Origin of the sequence: Chryseobacterium sp. (assembly GCF_008014695.1) — a bacterium.
In the GTDB taxonomy this organism is placed as follows: Bacteria; Bacteroidota; Bacteroidia; order Flavobacteriales; family Weeksellaceae; genus Kaistella.
In genome coordinates this window covers 826,375-843,582 of record NZ_VOXE01000001.1, presented here as the reverse complement: position 1 = coordinate 843,582, position 17,208 = coordinate 826,375, and the positions used below count along the sequence as shown (strand labels likewise).

The window sequence follows — 17,208 nt, the reverse complement described above, 5'->3', positions numbered from 1 at the left end:
CATTGAATAACACATTTTTAACACAGCATTTTTAAGAATGTATTTTTTGATATGACCGAGGATTTCATTAATATTACACAATGAAAATTTTTAAGAAGTTTTTAAAATATACAGCGATTTTCCTCGGCTCTCTTCTTTTTCTGATCCTGGTTTTTGCATTAAGTCTGCAGCTGCCTGCGGTTCAGAATTTCTTCAAAGGAAAACTTGTAAATTATCTGCAGGAAAAAGTACATACCAAAGTAACACTGGACCGGGTATACATCGGTTTTCCGAACAGTCTGGTCATGGAAAATCTGTATCTGCAGGGCCAGAAAGTGGATACACTTCTTTTCGCACGGAAACTAGACGTCGGTTTAAACATTCCAAAACTTCTGAAAAATACCGCAGACCTTACTTCGATTGACCTACAAGGATTTAAAGCGAATATTATACGGAATAAAAACGGCAGCTTTAATTTTGATTACATTCTTGAGGCATTTGCTACAAAAGATGCGGAAGCGAGCACTTCGAAACCTTTCATCATTTCCCTTGATAAGATCAGTCTGAAAGATATCGGCATTTCATTTATTGACAATCAGTCCCGGAACGACATCAACCTGTATTTTAAATCTTTTGATACGCGCGTAAAAACGTTTGATATGCAGAATAATTCCTATTCGGCAAACGATATCAATATGGACGGACTTCGGCTTAAGCTCAAACAGGACCTGTTGGAAGAAGTAGCTGAAAAAGTGGAGCAGAAAGTGGATTCCCTGAACCAGAAAAAACCCATGAAATTGGGGCTGAACAAGATTAAACTGACTAATTTTAAAATTGATTACGGCGACGCCAATACCAAAACATTCGCGAAAATACTTTTTAAGGAGCTTAGCACCAAAGTCAACAGCCTGGATCTTGAAAAAAATAATTTCGGAATCGAAAATGTCCTGCTGAAAGGCGCAGATATTAATGCAAAGTTATTTTTGCCTGCAACGAATGCTAATGCCAAAAGCGCAGCGCCTTCCGGCAAACCTTCGAATTCGGAAAGCTCACTCGCTCTTTTGCTTAATAAACTGGTGCTCGAGGACGTAAAAGTGGTGTACGACAATACCGCCATTGCCCAAACTGCGAGGGGAATGGATTTCAACCACCTCAATTTTTCAAAAATGAACCTCGAGCTCCGGTATTTCAAAATGAAAGACGGAACTTTTTCAGGTACCGTTAATTCGGCGGAAATTAAAGAAAAGCGCGGTCTGGATATTCAGGAATTTGAAACTGATTTTGTCTATGGTGACCGCGAGGCCCATCTCAAAGATCTGTATCTGAAGACTTCCAAAACTTTGCTGCGCGATGAACTGGTCCTGAATTACAATTCCATTAAACAGCTTAGTGCAAATCCTGGAGCGGTAAAGATTTCGGCAAACATCCGGAATTCGAGGGTCGGTTTTTCTGATATTCTCATGCTTGTTCCTTCATTGAGGAATACGGTTCCTTTCAACAGATATCCGAATGCCATCTTAAACGTCAATACAAGACTAAAAGGGACACTGAATGATCTTATTATCCAGAATCTGGAACTTTCCGGAATCGACCGGTTGAAGATCAACGCCTCCGGAACGGTAAAGAACGCCATGGATCCCAAAAATCTTTATTATGATTTAAACATCCGCGAACTTTCGTCCTCTGCTCAGACGGTCTTTAACCTCGTGCCGAAAAATACCATTCCATCAACCATTTCTCTCCCTTCGTATTTTAAAATCGCCGGAACCGCGAAAGGAAATACCCAAGTCGTGAACGCGAATCTTAAGCTGATTTCCACTTTAGGAAACGCGGGAATCCGCGCGTCGGTGGATATGAGACAGAAAAATCAGGAACGTTACGACATTCTGGCAAATCTCCAGAACCTGCAGATAGGACATATCATTCAGAACAAAGATCTGGGTGCAGTTACCGGACAGATTTCGGTGAAAGGCCGGAGTTTCGATGTGAAAAATGCTATTGCTGACCTGAAAGGAAACATCGCGTCAGTTCATTACAACGGCTACACGTACCACAATATGGCGATGACCGGTAAAATTAGCCGCGGTACCTATGTGATCAATCTGGATTCAAGGGATCCGAATGCCAACCTTAAACTTTTGGCTTCCGGCGTGTACAGTGAAAAAAATCCCACGGTGAAAGTGAACGGAACCATCACGAAACTGGACCTCCACAAACTCGGTTTTTATGCGGAACAGATGATTCTCGCAGGCGATATTGACGGTGATTTTACCAGTCTGGATCCTGATGCGCCGAACGGTTTCCTTCATCTTCAGAATTTTGCCATTTCCGATACCAAGGACGTATTTCCAATCCAGGAGGTTCAACTTACCGCATCATCAACTGCCGACAGCAACAGAATTGTCCTGAAATCTCAGATTGCCGACATTGACCTAAAGGGAAAATATAAACTCACGCAGATTTTCGGCTCTTTACAGCAGACCGTCTATCAGTATTATCAGTTCCAGAAACCGGGTGCAATAACCGGAAAAGTGGATCCAAATCAGTTTTTTACGTTCAATGCGGTGGTGAAGGATGATGATCTGCTCCGGAAATTCGTTCCTGACCTCACGGAATTTGAACCCATCCACTTAACCGGAAATTACGATGCTGATTCGCGGAAACTGGAAGTGAACGGACAGATCCCAATGGTGACTTACGGTAAAAACATCATCCGTGATGGGATTCTGACGCTTAACAATTCAAATGATGCGCTCGTGTACAACATCAGCCTGGCTGAATTTAAAAATGAAAGCATTGCGCTGATGAAAGTGAATCTGAACGGCAACGTTAAAGACAATCGGATCACCTACAATGCCTCAACAAAAGACGAAAAAGATGCGACGAAATTTTTGCTCGCCGGAACGGCAGAAAAACTGGGAGATCTGACCCAAATAAGTCTCAATCCGGATGGGTTGATCCTCAATTATACCAGTTGGCAGGTGTCTCCGGATAATTACCTGCAGATCGGCAGCCGCGGTATTTTAGCCAATAATTTTGTCATTTCAAATGCGGGTAGCGAAATTCGGCTTCAGTCGGAAAGCACTGTCCCGAACAGTCCGCTGAACATTTCAATTAAAGATTTCCGGATTGAAACCATTACGGAGATGATCAAAAAAGATTCATTGCTGGCGAAGGGAAATATCAACGGTACCGCGCAGATCCGGGATCTTAAAAACAATATGACGTTCACCTCTGATTTGGCTGTGACCGATTTGTTTGTGTACGGAAGTCCGGTCGGAAATCTGGCAGTTAAAGTGAATAACGAGACCAGTCAGCTGATTCGCGCCGATGTGGCACTTTCCGGAAACGACAACGATCTGAAACTTCTGGGAACTTACAATACCACTTCCAGTGCTCTGGACATGAATATGGCAATCAATCGCCTGCAGATGCAGACCGTTCAGGGGCTTTCGATGAATGCCGTTGAAAATGCTGAAGGTTACCTTTCGGGGAATTTAAAGATTGGAGGCACCTCAAAAGCGCCTTCTGTTCTGGGCAGGGTGAAATTCAACGAAGTAGGACTGGGAATTACTCAGTTGGGCAGTAAATTTAAGAACATCAATGATGAAATTCAGTTCACGGGCCGCGGAATTGAATTCGATGATTTTAATATTAAAGACGATGCCGGAAATGCTGTTGTGATTGATGGAAGCGTCCTCACCCAAACCTACCGCGATTTTGCATTCAATCTTGATGTGAATGCTGATAACTTTAAAGTGGTGGATTCCGAAAAGAATAACGACCGAATGATGTACGGCGTTTTGGCCGTAAATGCAGACCTTCGGATTCGTGGCGATCTCGACTTACCCAAAGTAGACGGAAGCCTTTCCGTTACCGATAAGACTGATTTTACGTTTGTTCTCCCGCAGTCATCGCCTTCTTTACAAGACCGAGAAGGGATTGTAGAATTTATAGATCAGGATCAGATGGCGCTTCAAAAAACCATTAAGGCTGATTCGCTTACGAACCAGAGCGACATCAAAGGAATGGACGTGAATGTGAATATTGAGGTGAATAAAGAAGCCAAAATATCCCTGGTCATTGATAAAGCAAACGGAGATTTTGTAAAACTTCAGGGTGAGGCTCAGTTGACCGGAGGCATCGATCCTTCAGGAAAAACCACCCTGGTTGGAGTCTATGAAGTGGAAAGTGGTGCTTACGAAATGTCAGTAAGTTTACTGAAAAGAAAATTTGACATCCAGAAAGGAAGCACAATCACCTGGACCGGCGAACCAACGTCTGCAAATGTAAACATTACAGCCGTTTATACCACCGAAGCTGCCCCTTTGGATTTGCTTCAGCAGCAGTTAACGGGAGTTACCGGCAGCGAACTGAACCAGTATAAGCAGCGGATTCCTTTCAATACTTTACTGAAAATGAATGGCGAACTCATGAAGCCTGTCATCACCTTTGATATTACGACTGCGGAGGAAAACAGTTCGGTTTCCGCAACCGTTTTAGACAATACACGTGCAAAACTCGATCAGCTGAGGCGCGAAGAAGCAGAAATGAACAAACAGGTTTTTGCACTGCTTCTTCTGAACAGATTTATCGGAGAAAATCCTTTCCAGAGCGACACCGGATTGTCTGCGTCAACAGTTGCCAAACAGAGTGTGAGCCGTATTCTTTCGGAACAGCTGAATAATCTCGCTTCCGATTTAATTGGTGGAGTAGAACTGAATTTCGACCTGGAATCTACTGAAGATTATTCAACCGGAGACCGGAATGAAAGGACCGACCTGAACGTAGGTCTAACGAAAAGGCTTTTTGATGACCGCCTGAAAGTAACGGTTGGAAACAATTTCGGAGTTGAAGGTGACGCGCGGCAAAACGAGCAGATGACCAATATCGCAGGAGATGTAACGCTGGATTACAGCCTGTCGAAGGACGGAAGATATATGTTACGCGCTTACCGGAAGAACAATTATCAGGTTGCGCTGCAGGGTCAGGTGGTCGAAACCGGCGTCGGTTTCATCATAACCCTGGATTACGATAAATTCAGAGAAATTTTTGAGCGCAACAAAAAAAAGAAAGAAAAGAACTTACCAACCGTAAACACGACTTCAAAATAATGCAGAAATACAGCCATATTTATTGTAAAACAGTCGCAGCGCTGTCTTTGTTTGCCGCACTTTCGTCGTGCAGCAACACCAAATTCCTGCAGGAGGGTCAGATGCTGTACACCGGAGCCAAGATCAACATCATTAATGATACACTTTCCAAAAAAGACAAATCCAATCTGAAGGAAGCACTTCAGGAGCAGCTCCGTCCGAAACCCAATTCTTCTTTTTTGGGATTAAGGCCCCAACTGTATATTTACAACATTACAAGAGAACCGAAAAAAGAAAAAGGTTTACGCTACTGGCTGAAATATAAGATCGGAGAAAAACCGGTCCTGCTGGGAGATGTCGACAGGGAATTCAATGAGAAGATCATTGTCAACTATTCCGAGAACAAAGGTTTTTTTAATGCAAGAGCCTCTTCGGATACGATCTCGAAAAACAGAAAAGCGAAGGTCATTTACGATGTAAGACCAGGCGCCCGTTACCTGATCAGCAGTGTGACCTTTCCGTCAGATTCTTCAGTTATCACTTCCGAAATACAGTCGGTTAAAGCGGAATCTTTTCTGAAAACCGGCAATCCTTTTGACCTGGATGTGATTAAAGCTGAGCGTGAAAGAATTGATGAACACCTGAAAAACAAAGGATTTTATTATTTCAGCCCCGATAATATTGTTATTCAGGCCGACAGTACCGTTACGAAGGAGCCGAAAGTGGAACTTTTCGTAAAAATCAAGGAAAATACCCCAACATTGGCGAAGGAGCAGTTTACGATTGATAAAACGGTCGTTTTCCCTGATTATAATCTCGCCGATGTAAAACTCGGTAAGTACGGAATCCCTTACAAAACCGATTCGGTAAAGGTGATCAATGATCTTTATATCATTGATCCTGAAAATAAATTCAAACCCAAAATCTTCGACCGCGCACTTTATTTCCAGAAGGGCGATCTGTACAACCGGAAAGACCACAATCTTTCCCTCAACCGACTCATCAGTCTGGGTGTTTTTAAGTTTGTGAAAAATGAATTTGTCGTTTCTGATTCACTCAACCATAAATTTGATGCGTATTATCTTTTAACACCGCGGCCATTTCAGTCGCTGCGGCTGGAAACTTTAGGCAAGACCAGTTCTGCCAACTATACCGGCGGAGAAGTTAACCTGAACTGGACGCACCGGAATTTTTTCCGTGGTGCTGAACAGCTCAAAGCGGCAGTTTACGGCGCGTTTGATGTGCAGGTGGGCGGCCCAAAAGATGCCAATAACATCATCAGGGTGGGAGCGAATGCACAGCTTTCGATACCGCGAATTGTGGCGCCTTTTACGATATCCTCTTCAAGCGCTTTTGTTCCGCGTACAAACTTTGATATCGGTTACGAATACCTGAGCCGCACCCAGTTATACACCCTTCATAATTTCACCACTTCAGTCGGATATCTGTGGAAGGAAAATGAAAGAAAAGAGCATCAGTTAAAATTATTGGATGTTACCTTGGTGGCTCCGCAGAATATCACCGAAAAATATCAGGAACAGATCGACGGTAATCCTGTAGCAGGAATTTCACCAAATCCCTCTCTTCAGCGGGTGGTTGACAAGCAGTTGATTTTTGGTCCAACCTACAGTTACACGTACACCAACACGATGCTTCCAAAAAAGAACACCTTTTACTACAAAGGAAGTGTTGATCTGGCCGGAACGATAGCAGGTTTGGTAACCGGCGCCAATGCCAAAGCAGGAGATCAGAAAGAACTCTTTAATATTCCGTTCAGCCAGTATGCCAAAACGGAACATGATTTCCGCTATTACCGCAAAGTGAATGATAAAAGTTCCATTGCAACCAGGTTTATTGCAGGAGTAGGTTATCCGTACGGAAATTCAACGACCATTCCTTACGTAAAACAGTTTTTTGTGGGGGGTAGCAACAGCATCCGTGCTTTTAGGGCAAGAACTTTAGGGCCCGGAAGTTATGACCCAAGAAGCCAGAACGCGACGTTTTTCTTCGACCAGTCAGGAGATGTGAAACTGGAAATGAATGCGGAATACCGCGCCAACCTCTATAAATTTCTGAATGCAGCAGTTTTTGCTGATGCCGGAAACGTTTGGCTCATCAATGAAGATCCTACAAGACCGGGAGGTAAATTTTCAAAAGATTTTGCGAAAGAAATTGCGGTGGGTGCAGGAGTTGGATTGCGTCTGGATTTCTCAATTCTCATCCTCCGACTTGATTTGGCGATGCCGCTCCGGATTCCTTACTACGAAGAAGGAGAGCGCTGGACTTTCAATCAGATCGATTTCGGCAACAGTACCTGGAGAAGAGATAATCTGATACTCAATATCGCAATTGGCTATCCGTTTTAATTTTATATGTTTTTTAGATTAAATATGCCTTATGGAAGCTCCATTTGAAATTTAATAAAGTCTTTTAGGCACAATGGTCTTCTCAACAAATTGAAAAGAGCAGAGCCCTTACATAAAAATCAGATTTTTGTACTGACGGATAATGTGAAAAAATAAACTGATAAATTTCCCTGTAATTTTATTTTAAATAAATATTACATTTTATTACGGTTCTTTTATAAAATTTGTACTTTTGTATGAAAATTATAAAAAAACCATGCTTTTAAATTTGTTTACCCGTAAAAAGGTTTCATTTGTATTTTCAGAGAACGACTGGGAATATGATGCAGCCAGAAATAACTACTGTCTCACCATCAGTACCGGCAATGCCCGGGTTGGTCGTGCCTCGAAAATATGTTTGTATAAACTTCAGGGAGAGATCTATGTGTTTATGTCAGAAGGTTTCGAGACGATAAAAGACAATTTAATTATTTATTTTGCCCAATTCCCATTTAACGGAAAGATTGCAATTAAGTAGTTTTGAATATTCGGCTTGGTGTACCAGCATTAAAGAGGCATTTGGAAAAGTGACTGTCTGTTAATCTATGCTCAGGATTTAAAATAATTTTTTTAATTTCCATTCGTAAATTTATTGCTAAATCTAAACATTTAAGCTCCCGAATCAAGTAAATTTAACTTCCGGAGGCCGTGAGAGTAAGGAAGTTAGAAAAATATACAAAAAAGGTTGCATATTTCAATTATAGTTGTATCTTGCACCCGTTTTTATATCCGAAATCAATTGATGTTCATCCATTGTTGAGTTTCCTTTATAATTGACAATCAAGTATTAATTTTTTAATTTTTTTTATGATGAACATTTTTGTTTCAAACATTAATTACGCAACCAAAGAAGAGTCGTTGCAAGATTTATTTTCAGAATTTGGCGAAGTTACTTCTGCTAAAATTATCACAGACAGAGAAACCGGTAGATCTAGAGGATTCGGTTTCGTAGAAATGAGCGACGAAGATGGCAAAAACGCCATTGAAGCTTTAAACGGAAAAGAATTGGACGGTAAAGAACTTAACATTTCGGAAGCTAAACCAAGAGAAGACAAACCAAGAAGAAGTTTCGACAACAACCGAGGCGGAGGCGGAGGTTATGGTGGCGGCAACCGTGGAGGTGGCGGTTACGGTGGAGAAAGTCGTGGCGGTTCAAACTGGTAAGATTTTATCTGCAAAAATAATCAAGCGGCTTTTAAGCCGCTTTTTTTATGTCTTATTTTTTGCCGTTTTTTCTAAAGAGTACATAACCGGCGTTGAAGTAAATCCTCTGGCCATTCATTCCTTCAATTGTAAGATTTTCAAAAATTATTTTTATCTGGTAGTCTCCCAGTTCCCCTTCTGTTGAAATTTCCGGGACTTCAAACCTGCCTGTTTTATTCTTGTTCTTATCGGCTGTTTGCCTGATGAACTCAGAGACATCCAATTTTTCTTTACCGTTCAGCGTAATCTCAAAATGCGGTTTTTCAACACCATTTGTATGTATTATTCTGAATACATCGTTATGAATCGTAACACCTTTGTCATAAAAACTGTCGATTGTACTTACATAGTCGTACCCGGAAACATCCTGAAATTTGTTTGCAGGCACCAGTTCAACATGACGGGAAGTCAATTTCTTCGTCTCCTGAACATTTTTAAAGCGGTTCCTCACCTGGTTTTGAACTCCAGAGGAATTCATATCATTTAAACTTTCAGCAATTACTTTTTTGTCAGACGTAGCCAGAAAATTCATTAACACCTCTTTTTCCTGGCGTTCTGCAAGGAATCTGAACTTGTCCGAAACTTCGGCAGCGACCGTATCGGAAACTTTTTTACTGAAATCAATTTTACCATTCTTCAGTAAATTATTACTGATTAGGATGCTTTGTAATTCCGCGCTCTGACTTCTTTTTGCAACCGAAAAAGCGTTCAGAAAAGGAAATATCAGCGCAAACAGCCCAAAAACAAACAGGCTTACCGGCACATATTTGATGGTGGAATTTTTAACAAAAATAAAATACAAAACCACGGAAGTGAGCCATAAAGCCAGCAAAAGCACAAAGTACCTCGCCTCGGTATAACCGTATTCTAAAATCCTCGTGAAGATCGCGGTAAAAAGCAGTATAATGAGTGGCAGCAGTGTGAAATAAAAGATTTTCGAAAAGATTTTTACCCATGATTTGGTCGAGTCTTTCTTTAGAGGATAAACCAACAGTAAAGCGAAAATTCCCACCAACGAATACGCCAGAATGAGATATGACACCCAGCCGCGCGGAAGCTCCCAGTTGATGAGGATTTTCGCGGAATAGAAGTAGAGGATCACCAAATAAATCAGCAGCAGCGGAATCAGGATGTACTGGGTGAAAAACTTCAGAATTAATGGATAATTCCCGTCTTTTTCAAGATGTTTCAAACCTTTTTCATTAAACAACAAAAAGATAAAACAGCTCCCGAAAATGGCGAGGAGATAAAATGTTTCCGTATAATACCGGTCATTGAAGTTAAAGTCGAAAAGCTTGTCTACCGCTAAAATCGCCAGTTCAACTCCGCCGGTTAAAACACCCGTGAAAACTGCAGTCAGAAAGATATTGATGAAAAGATTCTTATTGTACTGCCAGAAATTCAGTTCTTTTTTACCGTCCATAAATGCAATGAACGAAACGAGAAGATGTGACAGGATAAAGGTAGGAATGATCAAAAATGCATAACGCTCACCAAAATATTTTTCTTTATCCGGAAGTAAAAAATAGAAGAAAATGAGAAAAGCAACACCGGCAGTTTCGAGCAGAAGACCTCTTCCAATCCTTTGGGAAAGTATTTTAAGAGCGAACATCAAAGAAATTCCTAAAGAGGCCACTAGTGAGAACCGAATAAAAACAAAATAATTTCCGTTTGCACTGTAGTTTCCGTGTGCGAAACACATCAGCGAAACGGCGCCAAGAAAAGCCATCAGCAGAACCATTGGGTAACCGGAGAGTACGGTTCCTGTTTTTCCGAAAATTTCCGTGATTTTTTGGCGCATGATCTGGAGGTTTTATTTCTTCTTCTTTTTATCTTTCTTTTTTGCTTTTTTCTTCGGTTTTTTGTCCGAGGTTATTTCTTCAATAAAATCACTCATGGCAGTTTCTTTTTTAGTGGCCGAAACTGAAGGTTTATTTCTGAAGGTCATGAAAGGTTCAAGTTCTGTAGGTTCCAGGAGTTTTTGATCAAGAAGGGTTTTTACGAGTTCAATTCCTGAGTTCTGAAAGTAGGTACTTAAAAATATTTTAAGCTGAAATCTTTTATAATCTTCCAGCGGTACCGCTACGGTATATCTGAAAATCCTGCCTTCTTTTTCGGTCGTCAGGAAGTCTTTTTCCACCAGAATTTTCATAAAAGTTGAAACGGTATTCTGATGGGGTTTCGGTTCAGGATACTGTTCCATAACCTCCCGCATATAAGCGGAATTCAGTTTCCACAAAATGTTCATCAGGACTTCTTCGGCAGGAGTCAGGGACTTTATTTTCATCTGTTTTTATGTTTTTCTTTTAAAAATTAGGTTCACGGGAGTATCAATGTTGAACCTGAATATAGGCATAAAGATAAGCAAAAGAAACCAGTCCCGCGATCGCAAAACCGGTGAGCACTTCCCGTGGAGTGTGTCTTTTCAGAATAATCCTCGTGATTCCAACCAAAACTGCAATGCCGAGCCAAATAATTCCAAACATCGTATTTTCAGAGAAAAACAGTGCGGCTACAAAAACATTGAAAGCAGTATGCATGGAACTTTTGATGAAATAATTGCTCAACTGAAGGATGAGTAGTAGAATCAGCAGAAAAAACATGACGATATCAAGCGTTTCATTTTTGAAATAATCAAAAAGAAGGTAAGCGATCATCGCTCCGGCAATAAAAAAATACAGGCTTTTCCGCTGATTCCGGTTCGATACATCCATGTTTGAATAATGGCCTTTTTTCACGTTCCAGAAAATCCAGAAAGAAATAGGACTCACGGTAAGAAGTAAAATAGGTAGAAACCGTCCCGAAGCTTCACTGAGCGAATAATTTTCGGTACTGAAATACAGAAAGTAAATCAGCAGCGAGGTAAGCGGATTGAAAAAATTAGAAATGAATTTTGAAATTCCGGTAACAACAGGAGCGGTGGTTTTAAACATAATCCGAATTAATGTCCCAAAAATAGGTTTTTTTACTTTTTAAAAGTTTAATTTCTCGTTACAAGCAGCCAGATAGACAAAGTTTTTATTATTTTTGCTGAATAGTTCAATTTAACATGAAAGAATTTTCAAAAGAAGTCTACCTGAAATGGTATGAAGAGATGACGATGTGGAGAAGGTTCGAGGACAAATGCCGTTCTCTGTACCTCAAACAGAAAATCAGAGGATTTTTACACCTATATAACGGTCAGGAAGCTATTCCTGCCGGTTTTACTCACGCCATGGACCTGACCAAAGACAGCATGATTACGGCTTACAGATGCCACATCCATCCGATGGCAATGGGCGTTGATCCGAAGAGGATCATGGCTGAGCTTTGTGGAAAAGCTACCGGAACTTCCGGTGGGATGGGCGGTTCTATGCATATTTTCAGCAAAGAAAAAAGATTTTATGGCGGTCACGGAATCGTAGGCGGCCAGATTCCCTTAGGTGCAGGAATCGCTTTTGCCGATAAATATTATGACAGAAAAGCGGTGAACATCTGCTTTTTCGGTGATGGTGCGGCGAGACAGGGATCTCTTCATGAAACATTCAACATGGCGATGAACTGGAAACTTCCTGTAGTGTTCGTAGTGGAAAACAATCAGTACGCAATGGGGACTTCCGTAAAAAGAACAGCCAATCACGAAGATATTTACAAGTTGGGACTGGGTTACGAAATGCCCTGTCTTGCTGTTGACGCAATGGATCCCGAAAAAGTGGCGGAAGCGGCTTATGAAGCCATCGAAAGAGCAAGAAGAGGAGACGGACCTACTTTCATCGAAGCGAGAACTTACCGTTTCAGAGGGCACTCAATGTCCGATGCTGAACCGTACAGATCCAAAGATGAAGTGGCGGAACACAAAAAAGATGACCCAATCGAAATTGTTAAGCATAAAATTTTACAGAATTCATGGGCTACGGAAGAAGAACTGACTGCAATGGACGAAAAATCCCGCGGTTTTGTTGAGGAATGTGTGGAGTTTATGGAACAGTCACCTTATCCTGATCCGGATAAAATCTATGAATATGTGTATGCACAGGAAGACTATCCGTTCCTGAACAAACTGGAAAACAATTAAATAATGAGCAGTTTAGACTATAATGATTAAATAAATCACTGTAGTCATTTTCATTATCAAATTATCAAATCAACTCATTATCAAATAAGAGATTATGGCAGAAGTGATTACAATGCCCCGACTTTCCGATACCATGACGGACGGGAAAGTGGCGAAATGGCACAAAAAAGTAGGCGATGCCGTTAAGGAAGGTGAAATTTTAGCAGAAATTGAGACCGATAAAGCCGTGCAGGATTTCGAATCGGAATACAACGGAACAATTTTATATATCGGCACTGAAGAAGGAAGTTCTGCGCCTGTAGATTCTGTTCTGACGATCATTGGTGAAGAAGGTGAAGATATTTCCTCTTTAAAAGGAGGAGACTCGAAAACTGAAAAAGCCGTTGAGACATCCGAAACAAAAAGTGAAGGAATTCCTGAAGAAAATAAAACAGAAAACAATGCTACCGCTGTAGAAACCGACAAGCCGGTTGAAAAAGAAGGATCAGCATCCGCAGCAGAAACTTCGGCGGATATTCCGGAGGGAGTGGAAGTCATTACAATGCCCCGCCTTTCCGACACAATGACGGAAGGAAAAGTCGCGAAATGGCATAAAAAAGTCGGAGATTCGGTTAAAGAAGGTGATATTCTCGCAGAAATTGAGACCGATAAAGCTGTTCAGGATTTCGAATCTGAATTCAACGGAACGATGCTGTACATCGGCACCGACGAAGGCGGCGCAAGTCCGGTAGATACTGTTTTAGCCATCATCGGACCGGAAGGAACTGATGTTTCCGGAATTATTTCCGGTGGCACGAAAAAAGCAGAAACCAAAACTTCAGAAACAGAAGGCAAAGCGAAACCGGCTGCTCAAACTGAAGTGAAAGAATCAGCTCCAGTCGCTGCAGCTTCATCAGGCGAAAGAGTCGCCATCTCTCCTTTAGCCCGAAAAATGGCGGAAGACAAAGGAATTGATGTTCAGGCGCTGAAAGGAACCGGCGAAAACGGAAGAATCGTAAAAAAAGATGTGGAAAATTTCACACCTTCTGCTCAAAATGCTCCGGCAGCTGATTCAAAACCTGCTGTTGCAGCCGAAGCGAAGCAAACTCAACCGGCAATAAATTTTGTTCAGGGAGAGGATTCTGAAACACCGAATTCGCAGGTTAGAAATATCATCGCGAAAAGACTTGCAGAAAGCAAATTCACCGCACCACATTATTATCTCATCGTTGAAATCAATATGGATAAAGCGATTGAAGCCAGAAAAGAAATCAATTCTTTGCCCGATACCAAAATTTCCTTCAACGATATGGTGATCAAGGCTACCGCAATGGCTTTACGCAAACATCCACAGGTAAATTCCACGTGGCATGCAGATAAAATTGTTCATCATGGGAACATTAACGTTGGTGTTGCAGTGGCAATTCCGGACGGACTCGTGGTTCCGGTACTGAAAAATGCAGACCAGATGAATTACAACCAGATCTCTGCTTCGGTAAAAGATATGGCAGGAAGGGCAAAATCAAAAGGTTTGAAAGCCAATGAAATGGAAGGTTCAACGTTCTCTGTTTCCAACCTGGGAATGTTTGGGATCGAAACGTTCACTTCCATCATCAACCAGCCGAATTCAGCGATTTTATCCGTCGGAGCGATTATCGAAAAACCGATTGTAAAAGACGGGCAGATTGTTGTGGGAAATACCATGAAACTTTCCCTCGCGTGCGACCACAGAGTGGTTGACGGTGCAACCGGAGCGCAGTTTCTGCAGACTTTAAGAATATACTTGGAGCAGCCGCTTACTTTATTGCTGTAATAATTAGAAATAATAAGAATAATCCTCTTAAGCTGAGCCTTAAGAGGATTTTTGCATAGTTAGTTTATTAATCCTTTGCAGAATTTTTCTTTAAATTACGAATATCATTGATCTCTTCTTTAAAATTTCTAAAATTAAAATCCTGAAACCTCAATTTACCAATTGAACTTAAAAAGAAAAGCGGAGCAATGAATGCAATATCCGGATAGTAACTTAAGAAAAGTAGTGTCAATAAAACTGCTCCTATAAAGTTAAAAAAACCTCCTAATATAAGCTCCAAATTTTTGTATTTCTTCTCCCTATCCATAATAATGTAATTTTTATTTTTAATCCCAAATCCAAGACGCTACGGCTACTGCACCTGATGCCGCTGCTGCACGTTGAGCACCTGAAGCGGCTCCCCATCCTAAAGCACCAATAATTGCACCTGGTATAGCACCTGTGCCTCCCGAAGATAATGCACCAATAATTGCACCTCTTACAGCACCAGTCACGGCACCTCTTCCAAAATTTCTAATAAATCCAGCTATATCAGCTACAGCAACTTTATCCCAATCAATGCCCTGTGTTTGGGCGGGATTCTCAGGCTGATTTATAACTTGAATATCTATTAAATCTCTCCATCCATCAGAAAGTGAAGTATTCCAGTATTCAATTGAATTTCTTGCAATACTTGTAGTCAATAATAAATAAGTCTTATCTTCATCCAATAAATTTTCACTATTTCCAATATTTGAATCCATATTTAATATTAATTCCATTTTCTTCTCATAAGTTTCAGACGAATTTAAAATTTCATCCAAAGTGGAAAGATGGGATTCAATTTGAGGGTATGCATATCCATTTTTTAATTTAAACAAATTTGCTAAAGATGTTTCTGGATTATTAATATGTTCTTCGAAAGCATCTTTATATGAAATACCATTTAACTCATCATTGAAATTTGACGTTGGTTCATAAATGTTACTAAAATAATAGTTAGTGTTATTTTCAATATCCTCATAAGTTAGATGATCGTCATCGAAAATTTGTGTAAGTGCATAATTTAATGCGTTGTTATGTTCTTGACCAAAAAAATCAAAATTTTCAGTACTGAAAACTTCCGAGTCATAATTCTGACTGTTTCGTGATTTTAAATCTGAAGAATTAATATTTTGAAATTCATCTTCAGAATTCATCTCATTTTTGACACGAAGACAAAGTTAAAAACTTAGTATTAGAATAAAAAAATATTTGTAAAAAAATGTGTTTTTCATTTTTATGTTTATTTAATGTTAATATTCTTGATAATTGGTCTTAAATATTTTCCCCACACAGTTTTTAATGAAGACTGTTTGGGAAGAGTCTCGAAGATTAGTAATTTTTTTAGCATGTTTTTTTATTTAGTGAGGTTTTAATGAAGTAAATACAAATAAGAGTATTTGTATTTTTTAGAATACTAAAATAATAAGCACTTTTATAGTATGGAATTCCAAATAGAATAAAATGATATTCCATTTGGAATAATCTTATTTAATATTAATATTTTATCTTTACGCTTGAATTTTGTATCTCATCATAATGAATAATAATATCGGATTCAAGATAAAGAAGCTAATGAGAACAGAATGAAGTTACTCAGGAGGCACTTGCATATGAGTTGGACATTTCGCAAAGTTACCTTTCAAAGATAGAAAACGGAACAGTCGAAAAGTTAAATTTTATTTTTATGCAGAAAGTGGCTGATTTATTTTAAAGTGGAGCCGCAGTATTTTTTAGATAATCATGTTTTTCAAAATAACACTGAAATATTCACAATGGAGCTGTAGGTAATATTTATAGTGCAGAAACAAAAAATAATGAAATTTCTGATAGTTTGTTAAAAGATTTCATACAAAATCAGGATCAAATTACGCAATTAGTAGAATCGCAAAACCGTCTAATAGAAAAACTGCTCAAAAAAAAGTTTTTTTAAATCCTATGATAAAAGCAAAAAACATTCATAAATCATACGGTGATTTAGAAGTCCTCAAAGGCGTTGATATTCACATTAAAGAAGGGGAAGTGGTCTCCATAGTCGGGGAATCGGGTGCAGGAAAATCAACACTGCTCCAGATCTTAGGAACCTTGGATGCCCCCACTAATCCTAAAAATTTCGATACTGAAATTATGCTGGATGGACAGTCCTTCATCAATATGAGCGACAAGCAGTTTTCAAAATTCAGGAATGAAAATATAGGATTTGTATTCCAATACCATCAGCTTTTACCTGAGTTTTCCGCGCTGGAGAATGTACTTCTGCCAACCAGAATTTCCGGAAAAAACGAAAAAGAATCTCTGGACAAGGCCTATTCTCTTTTCGAGGACCTGCATATCGCACACAGGCTGCACCATAAACCCAATGAAATGTCGGGCGGGGAAGCGCAGCGCGCTGCAGTTGCCCGGGCGCTGATCAATTCCCCGAAGATTATTTTTGCTGATGAACCCACCGGAAATCTGGATTCCAAGAATGCCGATGATCTTCACCAGCTTTTTTTCGACCTAAGAGACAAATACCGGCAGACTTTTGTAATCGTCACACACAACATCCATCTGGCAGATACCACTGACCGAAAGCTGGTGATGAAGGACGGGCAGATTATTTATTAGATCATGTTATTGAAGCGATTCATTCTGTTTTTAACTTTTTGTTATAAATTTATA

12 protein-coding genes and 1 pseudogene are annotated in these 17,208 nt (G+C 40.1%); 8 read left to right on the top strand and 5 right to left on the bottom strand.

The annotated features are described in order from the left end of the window. Window positions 1-80 precede the first annotated feature (80 nt). The 4 genes from FUA25_RS04020 to FUA25_RS04005 all read left to right on the top strand — a co-directional run bounded on the left by FUA25_RS04020 (window position 81) and on the right by FUA25_RS04005 (window position 8,641). The gene (locus FUA25_RS04020; RefSeq protein WP_147755592.1) at window positions 81-5,093 is read left to right on the top strand and encodes a translocation/assembly module TamB; all 5,013 of its coding nucleotides are present in this window, start codon (window positions 81-83) and stop codon (window positions 5,091-5,093) included. Then, a complete protein-coding gene (locus FUA25_RS04015) occupies window positions 5,093-7,438 on the top strand; it encodes a BamA/TamA family outer membrane protein (protein ID WP_147755591.1) in 2,346 nt (781 codons plus the stop codon). The genes FUA25_RS04020 and FUA25_RS04015 overlap by 1 nt, the downstream gene beginning before the upstream one ends. A 256-nt stretch (window positions 7,439-7,694) precedes the next feature. Then, window positions 7,695-7,955 (top strand): hypothetical protein, encoded by a 261-nt coding sequence (locus FUA25_RS04010; protein ID WP_147755590.1) that lies wholly within the window; start codon window positions 7,695-7,697, stop codon window positions 7,953-7,955. A 332-nt stretch (window positions 7,956-8,287) separates the two neighbouring features. Beyond that, window positions 8,288-8,641, top strand: a complete 354-nt coding sequence (locus tag FUA25_RS04005; protein WP_147755699.1) for an RNA recognition motif domain-containing protein — start codon at window positions 8,288-8,290, stop codon at window positions 8,639-8,641. Window positions 8,642-8,693: 52 nt separating this feature from the next. Here FUA25_RS04005 and FUA25_RS04000 read toward each other — a convergent pair whose 3' ends face one another. The 3 genes from FUA25_RS04000 to FUA25_RS03990 are packed head-to-tail and all read right to left on the bottom strand — an operon-like array spanning window position 8,694 to window position 11,613. Then, window positions 8,694-10,481, bottom strand: a complete 1,788-nt coding sequence (locus FUA25_RS04000; protein ID WP_147755589.1) for a DUF4153 domain-containing protein — start codon at window positions 10,479-10,481, stop codon at window positions 8,694-8,696. A 12-nt stretch (window positions 10,482-10,493) separates the two neighbouring features. Beyond that, window positions 10,494-10,967, bottom strand: a complete 474-nt coding sequence (locus FUA25_RS03995) for a BlaI/MecI/CopY family transcriptional regulator (protein ID WP_147755588.1) — start codon at window positions 10,965-10,967, stop codon at window positions 10,494-10,496. A gap of 43 nt (window positions 10,968-11,010) precedes the next feature. Then, a complete protein-coding gene (locus FUA25_RS03990) occupies window positions 11,011-11,613 on the bottom strand; it encodes a phosphatase PAP2 family protein (protein ID WP_147755587.1) in 603 nt (200 codons plus the stop codon). A 116-nt stretch (window positions 11,614-11,729) separates the two neighbouring features. Here FUA25_RS03990 and pdhA point away from each other — a divergent pair, with 116 nt between their 5' ends. Both pdhA and FUA25_RS03980 read left to right on the top strand, forming a co-directional pair. Further along, window positions 11,730-12,734 (top strand): pyruvate dehydrogenase (acetyl-transferring) E1 component subunit alpha, encoded by a 1,005-nt coding sequence (gene pdhA / locus FUA25_RS03985; RefSeq protein WP_147755586.1) that lies wholly within the window; start codon window positions 11,730-11,732, stop codon window positions 12,732-12,734. A gap of 94 nt (window positions 12,735-12,828) precedes the next feature. Next, on the top strand, window positions 12,829-14,526 hold the full coding sequence (locus tag FUA25_RS03980; protein ID WP_147755585.1) for a pyruvate dehydrogenase complex dihydrolipoamide acetyltransferase: 1,698 nt from the start codon (window positions 12,829-12,831) through the stop codon (window positions 14,524-14,526). A gap of 67 nt (window positions 14,527-14,593) precedes the next feature. On the opposite strand, the gene FUA25_RS03975 is transcribed toward FUA25_RS03980, so the two are convergent. Next, complete coding sequence (locus tag FUA25_RS03975) at window positions 14,594-14,833, bottom strand: hypothetical protein (protein WP_147755584.1); 240 nt, start codon at window positions 14,831-14,833, stop codon at window positions 14,594-14,596. A gap of 19 nt (window positions 14,834-14,852) precedes the next feature. Continuing rightward, a complete protein-coding gene (locus FUA25_RS03970; protein ID WP_147755583.1) occupies window positions 14,853-15,704 on the bottom strand; it encodes a glycine zipper family protein in 852 nt (283 codons plus the stop codon). A gap of 437 nt (window positions 15,705-16,141) precedes the next feature. Here FUA25_RS03970 and FUA25_RS13430 point away from each other — a divergent pair. Continuing rightward, window positions 16,142-16,261, top strand: a pseudogene (locus FUA25_RS13430) (helix-turn-helix domain-containing protein); the annotation flags it as partial. 224 nt (window positions 16,262-16,485) lie between these two features. Further along, the gene (locus FUA25_RS03960) at window positions 16,486-17,154 is read left to right on the top strand and encodes an ABC transporter ATP-binding protein (protein ID WP_147755581.1); all 669 of its coding nucleotides are present in this window, start codon (window positions 16,486-16,488) and stop codon (window positions 17,152-17,154) included. Window positions 17,155-17,208: the final 54 nt, after the last annotated feature.

Coding starts and splice junctions, on each gene's coding strand:
- FUA25_RS04020 (WP_147755592.1), top strand. CDS start 81: ATGAAAATTTTTAAGAAGTTTTTAAAATATACAGCGATTTTCCTCGGC.
- FUA25_RS04015 (WP_147755591.1), top strand. CDS start 5,093: ATGCAGAAATACAGCCATATTTATTGTAAAACAGTCGCAGCGCTGTCT.
- FUA25_RS04010 (WP_147755590.1), top strand. CDS start 7,695: ATGCTTTTAAATTTGTTTACCCGTAAAAAGGTTTCATTTGTATTTTCA.
- FUA25_RS04005 (WP_147755699.1), top strand. CDS start 8,288: ATGAACATTTTTGTTTCAAACATTAATTACGCAACCAAAGAAGAGTCG.
- FUA25_RS04000 (WP_147755589.1), bottom strand. CDS start 10,481: ATGCGCCAAAAAATCACGGAAATTTTCGGAAAAACAGGAACCGTACTC.
- FUA25_RS03995 (WP_147755588.1), bottom strand. CDS start 10,967: ATGAAAATAAAGTCCCTGACTCCTGCCGAAGAAGTCCTGATGAACATT.
- FUA25_RS03990 (WP_147755587.1), bottom strand. CDS start 11,613: ATGTTTAAAACCACCGCTCCTGTTGTTACCGGAATTTCAAAATTCATT.
- pdhA (WP_147755586.1), top strand. CDS start 11,730: ATGAAAGAATTTTCAAAAGAAGTCTACCTGAAATGGTATGAAGAGATG.
- FUA25_RS03980 (WP_147755585.1), top strand. CDS start 12,829: ATGGCAGAAGTGATTACAATGCCCCGACTTTCCGATACCATGACGGAC.
- FUA25_RS03975 (WP_147755584.1), bottom strand. CDS start 14,833: ATGGATAGGGAGAAGAAATACAAAAATTTGGAGCTTATATTAGGAGGT.
- FUA25_RS03970 (WP_147755583.1), bottom strand. CDS start 15,704: ATGAATTCTGAAGATGAATTTCAAAATATTAATTCTTCAGATTTAAAA.
- FUA25_RS03960 (WP_147755581.1), top strand. CDS start 16,486: ATGATAAAAGCAAAAAACATTCATAAATCATACGGTGATTTAGAAGTC.